The 5,484-nt window shown below is 48.9% G+C and carries 3 protein-coding genes and 1 pseudogene; 3 read left to right on the plus strand and 1 reads right to left on the minus strand.

Features of this window, described 5'->3' with window-relative positions; all coding sequences use genetic code 11:
• Window positions 1–304: 304 nt before the first annotated feature.
• The 3 genes from IGS51_RS00035 (at window position 305) to IGS51_RS00045 (ending at window position 4,069) form a co-directional block, all read left to right on the plus strand.
• On the plus strand, window positions 305–583 hold the full coding sequence (locus IGS51_RS00035) for a hypothetical protein (RefSeq protein WP_297074710.1): 279 nt from the start codon (window positions 305–307) through the stop codon (window positions 581–583).
• A gap of 97 nt (window positions 584–680) precedes the next feature.
• On the plus strand, window positions 681–1,826 hold the full coding sequence (locus IGS51_RS00040) for an EAL domain-containing protein (protein WP_297074711.1): 1,146 nt from the start codon (window positions 681–683) through the stop codon (window positions 1,824–1,826).
• The gene (locus tag IGS51_RS00045; protein ID WP_297074712.1) at window positions 1,823–4,069 is read left to right on the plus strand and encodes a GAF domain-containing sensor histidine kinase; all 2,247 of its coding nucleotides are present in this window, start codon (window positions 1,823–1,825) and stop codon (window positions 4,067–4,069) included. The genes IGS51_RS00040 and IGS51_RS00045 overlap by 4 nt, the downstream gene beginning before the upstream one ends.
• A gap of 106 nt (window positions 4,070–4,175) precedes the next feature.
• Here the strand turns inward: IGS51_RS00045 and IGS51_RS00050 are convergent.
• A pseudogene (locus tag IGS51_RS00050) lies at window positions 4,176–5,484 on the minus strand (hypothetical protein); the annotation flags it as partial.

A 5,484-nucleotide genomic window follows, 5' to 3' on the forward strand; every position in this document is an offset into this window, starting at 1 on the left:
TATTCTCAAATCATTGCCTAGCTTGACTTATTGGGAAAGGTGCAAGATTTGAGATTACCTATGGATTACCTATGGATTACCTATGAATTACATAGAATTCGTGCAGAATTCATGCAGAATTCGTGGATTTTTTGAGATGTCACGCGAATGTCACATTTTGTATCTACTATGAATTGCAGTGAATGCATCCATTCATCAAAGCCGTTTTTTTGAGTATAGGTAACTCAGTCTCGCACTGCTTACGGGTGGTTTCACTTTTCATCCAGTCTTGCTCACAATACGGATCGTCTCAGAAGAGGAAAGAATGCTGTTTCCATCCGTTATAGATGAGGGGCTAGTCCATCTATTTAAGTATTGGGATCAAGGTGTTCTTCAGGGAATGCGAGTTGGTGGTGAGCTATATACGCTGCTCAAGTCTTATCCTGCTGAAGAACGTTTGAAGGCTTATTCAGATGCTCAGGAGCAGATTGAGGCAGGAGAGTCCGTGTGCATTACAGCCTCAAAAAGCCGCTATTCGGTGTGGCTTAAGCTGCGATTGCCCGAACTGGTTGGTCTTTTGAGTGCGGCCTTACTTGTCAGATGATTAGATGATTAAGTGAGAGAGTTTGAGTTTCGGATGCAGGTCGCTGAAATCAGAAGGTCACACTAGATCCAGTAAAATGTTTGTTAGGGTGTCTGCTATGGGCTACTTAAATGACAGTGTTCCGGCTTCCTACGAATCGGGACATCGAGCATTTGAAGGGCAGGATCTTGAGCAGCAGTTTCCCGATGATTTGGATATCTTCACTCTCTCTTCGAAACCTGAGAGTTTCACTACATTTATCAGCCATGAGCTGCGAACGCCGCTGACTGCAATTCTGGGTGTCTTACGCCTGCTGCATAGCGGGCACTTTGGGACTTTATCAGCAGAATGTGAATCTTTTCTGAGTCTGGCAATTGTTAGCGCTAATCGACTAGAGCGACTGGCAAAAATAATTGAGCATGAAAACGTCTCTCCGGTTACGCTACTGTCGGATTTGGAAATGAGGTATTTTCATTTAGAAAATGACCTTTATTTGGCAATCGATCGTCAGGAATTTCAGACGTTTTATCAGCCGATCTTCTGTGTGGAGTCGGATCGAATTATTGGATTTGAAGCACTAACTCGATGGCTGCATCCACAGAAAGGCTGGATTCCTCCATCTGTGTTTATTCCACTCGCTGAAAAAGTAGGCTTGATTCACCAACTGGGGCTATGGAGTCTTGAGCAGTCTTGCCATCAGCTTGGCCGATGGCAGCAACAGTTTCCTTCGGCACTGCCACTATTTATGAGCGTTAATCTCTCTGCAATTCAACTCCTACAGCCAAGCTTTATTGAAGCTGTTCAAGAAATTCTTCGAGATACTAAAATTGCGCCTGGAAGCTTGAAGTTAGAGATTACAGAAACTTCTCTAATTCAAAACTATGACATGGCGATCGCCACCCTGTCTAAGCTCAAGTCGCTTGGCGTGCAGTTGTATGTCGATGATTTTGGAACAGGTTATTCTTCATTGGGACGTTTACAAAATTTGCCAGTCGATGCTTTAAAGCTTGACCGATGCTTCGTAGCAGGCAAACAGTGGCATATCAGCAAGGCAATTTTGTTTTTGGCATCAAAGCTGGGGCTGGAAGCGATCGCAGAGGGAGTCGAGACGATCGAGGAGGTCGAATTTTTAAAGGCAATGGGTTACAGAAAAATGCAGGGATACTTCTTCTCTAGACCCGTAGATAGTGAAGCAGCAAGTGCATTAATCTCAACCTCACTTGATCGAGAAATCACACTGTCAAGATGTTCAGATCCCTGTTGATTGATAGTCCATTTATTCCGCGTGGGCACTGCTATCTCTGGAAGCCGGAACTTATTGGATTACACCTTATTTCGGATTCCCTAATTGCGATCGCCTACTACTCTATTCCTTGTATTCTCATTTATTTTGTCTATCGACGACGAGACCTCCCCTATCCTTGGGTCTTTCTTCTGTTTAGCGCTTTTATTGTTGCTTGCGGGACTACTCATGTGATGGAAGTATGGACGCTCTGGCATCCAACTTATTGGCTTTCAGGTATTATTAAAGCTCTCACCTCAGGGATCTCTGTGTTTACTGCAATCCGGCTCGTGCCCCTTGTTCCTCAGGCCTTAGAAATTCCTAGTCCCGCACAGCTAGAGATGGCTAATCAGGAGCTAGAGCGAGAGGTTCTGGAGCGCTTACGAATTGAAGAAATGATGCGTCAACAAGCTGAGCGAGAACAGCTTCTGGGACGCATTACCCAACACATCCGCCAATCCCTCGATTTATACGAGATTTTGAACACAACTGTAGAAGAAGTCCGTCGATTTCTCAGGACTGATCGGGTTGTGGTTTATCAGTTTACTCCAGATTGGAATGGTAATATTATTGCCGAGTCTGTCAGCGCTGCAAGCTTTTCTATTCTAGGGCAAACCATCCATGATCCCTGCTTTGAGTCTCTCTGGCAGGAACCTTATCAACAAGGACGAGTTAGCGCGATCGCGGATGTGTATACTGCGAATATTCAGCCCTGTCATCGAGACCTGCTAATCAGTCTTCAGGTGCGGGCAAATCTGGCTTTACCAGTTTTATACGGAGAGTCTTTGTGGGGATTATTAATTGCCCACCATTGTTCAGAACCACGCCACTGGGAATCTTGGGAAGTTGATTTGCTGCGGCAGTTACTCATTCCGCTCAATATCGCAATTCAACAAGCCCAGCTTCACCAGCAAATTCAATTGCTGAATTCAAATCTGGAGCAGCAGGTTGAGAACCAAACCAACGAGTTGCGACGAGCGCTCGAATTTGAGTCGCTTTTGAAGCGCATTACAGATAAGGTTCGAGATAGCCTGGACGAGGGACAAATCCTGCAAACGGCCGTTGAAGAACTGGCGCTAGGGCTGGGGGTTGAATGTTGCGATGTTAGAATCTACGACGCTGACCGAACTGCGTGTACTATTCGCAGTGAGTATACGACCCAGTTGCCAAGCTGTCTGGGGCATAATTTTTCGATTTCAGAACCTCCCGCTCGTGATATCCATGAGCAGATTCTTCAGGGAATAACCAGTCAGTTTTGTTTTACCAATGGTGACTTGTTTCGCATTGGGCAGGCTGAGTTTTCGGCGATGACTTGTCCGCTGATGGATGATGAGGGCGTATTGGGAAGCCTGTGGTTATTCAAACCCAAACAGCAAGACTTTAACGAACTGGAATTGCGAGTCGCACAACAGGTTGCCAATCAGTGCGCGATCGCCGTTCGACAGGCCCGCCTGTATCAAACTGCTCAACAGCAAGTTATAGAGTTAGAGCGCCTGAACCGCTTAAAAGATGACTTCTTGAGTACCGTTTCTCACGAGTTGAGAACGCCTATGTCTAGCATTAAGCTGGCAATTCAAATGCTTGAGATTCAGCTCAGACCGCTCAATCTTATTGATACGCCTTCTAGCCCAGTGAGTCGCTATTTCCAAATTCTTCAAAATGAATCTCAGCGAGAAATTAATTTAATCAACGATCTCCTGGATTTGGCTCGTATCGATGCAGATGTGGAGCCGCTCGCGCTGACGACGATTGATCTGCGTGAGTGGTTACCCCATCTTGCAGAGCCGTTTGAACTGCAAGCCCGTAGCCAGCAGCAGCAGCTTCAACTGGCTATTTCTGAAGCCTTACCTGCATTCACAACGGATCTTGCTTATCTATCCCGAATCCTGAGTGAACTGCTTCACAATGCCTGCAAATATACCCCCGCTGAAGGGATCATTACACTTTCAGCCTGGGCAGAAGCGGGCTACTTAAAATTGGTGGTTACTAACACAGGCATCGAGATTCCTGAAAGCGAGCTAGAGCGCATCTTTGATAAGTTCTATCGTGTGCCCAGCCTTGACCCCTGGAGACATGGAGGCACTGGGCTAGGATTGGCTTTAGCAAAAAAGCTTGTAGAGCGGCTTGGAGGAATTATTCGAGCCGAGAGCGCTAACAATCAGGTTGAATTTATCGTCGAGTTTCCAATGGACTGGTTGAACTTTGGCCCAACTGTAACAGTTTAAAGGCAGCCTATTGCTTTGCCCTGGGAAAGAACCAAGGAAAGAACCAAGGGCGGAATTTGTGATTGCATACCCACCAAACCCGCATCTGACTGATCGCTATGTGCTATTAGCCGCCATAGATCGATTGCAATAGCCCCGATTTAGCCGATTTTCCCAAAATCTTTTGCTGCAATCTGTTCAACTGCCAGGGATAGAGCGATCGCCCCTTCTCAAATGCTCCCAAACTCAATTGCCCTACCTGCGCCAGCAGACTCGCAGCAGCAGCAGAGTCACGCTGCATCCAGTCCGCCACCGGATGCTCCCAGGTTTGCAGAAACTCCGTAACCTGATAGCGGGCATCCGCTGCGGCTTCGTCGTCGGGGTTGCCTGCTAGGACGTAGAGATCCGCAGCGGCGGGTTCCAGCGGCATCTTCAGCGCGGATTCTCGAATGGCTTGCCAAGTGGGCGCAAGGAGCATCGCCAAAATATGTAGGGCGTTGGGCGTTTTGAACTCCTCTGGATCGAGCGAAAGGTCGCCAAGCTGCGTGTCGCCTGTCTGCTCTAGCCAGTATTCACCCAGCGCCGTGATAAACGGCTCGACGACTTCCCGCAGCACGACCGCACAGAGCGATCGCCCAACGGCTGCATAATCAGCAGCAGCAGCATCGGCATAACCCACTGCGGCAGCGTCCATTTCTCCCCCAGACTCGCCCATCAGCCGTTGAGCCGTTTGTAAGTCCTGCTGGCTTTGGGCATTGAGGCAATACCAGACTTTCTTGCCAAGGTGCGCTTTTATGTTTTTGGGAAATGCAGGTTTGGGGAAAGCAGGTTTAGGAAAGGTTGGGGCGCTGGGCGTTGGGATTGCAGAACCCGCCTGCTGATTCGGTAAGGCAGATTCCACCGCAAATTCCGCCGAGACAGCATCCTGCATGGTGTCGATTTGGGCTTGCGGTTGCGGGATGGTGGCTGGTCGGCGCGGTTGATTTTCAGCGTGATCCGGTTCGGACTCGGTCTGGGAGCGCGGAGTCTGCGGCTGTTCGGCGGAGAGACGGTCTAGCTGCTGCTGCAAATGGGCAAGCTGCTGGGTGAGCGCGTGGATGTGCTGGTCTTTTTCAGCTAGGAGTCGATCTTTTTTTTTAAGCAGATCGGTCTTTTCCGCGATTTCCAGCGCGTTGAGGGCGGCGCGAATCAGGTTGAAATAGTGCGGCTGGGAGACATCCACAGGTTGAGCCTCGGCACGGCTCTTGCCCAAAAATCCCCAGGTTTCTCTGGGGCGAGTGGCCAAAAGCTGCCCGTCGGGGTTGTAGATGTGCAGTTCGCGCTGACCCTCGACGGTGGTGATGTGGCAGGTATAGGTGCGGTTGTTGAAGGGGAAGGGGAGTCCGGGCAGGGAAACGGGGGAGGGGGAGCTTTGGGGAGATGAATCGCTGGCAGGT

This window comes from Thermoleptolyngbya sp. M55_K2018_002 (assembly GCF_015295965.1).
Classification (GTDB): Bacteria; Cyanobacteriota; Cyanobacteriia; order Elainellales; family Elainellaceae; genus Thermoleptolyngbya; species Thermoleptolyngbya sichuanensis.

Coding starts and splice junctions, on each gene's coding strand:
- IGS51_RS00035 (WP_297074710.1), top strand. CDS start 305: ATGCTGTTTCCATCCGTTATAGATGAGGGGCTAGTCCATCTATTTAAG.
- IGS51_RS00040 (WP_297074711.1), top strand. CDS start 681: ATGGGCTACTTAAATGACAGTGTTCCGGCTTCCTACGAATCGGGACAT.